The sequence below is a fragment of the Pantoea sp. B9002 genome (assembly GCF_013385945.1).
Lineage (GTDB): Bacteria > Pseudomonadota > Gammaproteobacteria > Enterobacterales > Enterobacteriaceae > Pantoea.
This window is the reverse complement of sequence record NZ_JACAPA010000145.1, coordinates 1-475: the sequence shown is the minus strand read 5'-3', so window position 1 is coordinate 475 and position 475 is coordinate 1. Positions and strand designations below refer to the sequence as shown.

The 475-nt window shown below is 63.8% G+C and carries 1 protein-coding gene; it reads right to left on the bottom strand.

Annotated elements, in window-relative coordinates:
* Positions 1–326: aldolase/citrate lyase family protein (locus HX773_RS25585; RefSeq protein ID WP_255433341.1), on the bottom strand; the 326-nt coding region annotated here is incomplete at its 3' end.
* Positions 327–475 lie beyond the last annotated feature (149 nt).

Below are 475 nucleotides of genomic sequence, written 5' to 3'. Positions count from 1 at the left end.
GCGGCGATGGCCGCGGCCAGTTGCACCGGGCATTCGACCATCGGCAGGACGATACCCTGGGCACCGCCATCGAGCAGGCGCAACAGGGTCTTCGGATCGAGGTCGGCGACCCGCGCCAACGGTGTCAGGTCATAGGCTTCCGCCGTGCGAATCATGTGCTCGACGGTTTCCGGATTGATCAGCACGTGTTCCATGTCGATGATCACGAAGTCGAAACCGGCCTCGGCGATCAGTTCGATGGCCGCCGGTGACGGAATCGAACTGATCAGTCCATGTACCACCTGGCCCGTGGCGAGCTTTTGCTTGAGCCGGTTGGTTCTCAGCATGGCTGCGGCCTGTGGGCATGCAGCGGGTTGGGCACCGAGCGGAAACGCCGCTCGCCATCACCCAGCAGGCGGCGCTTGGTCAGTTCCTCGACCTCATAGCTCGGGGCGAACACATCGAACAGGGCGAAGCGTTCCCGGTGCTGGGGATG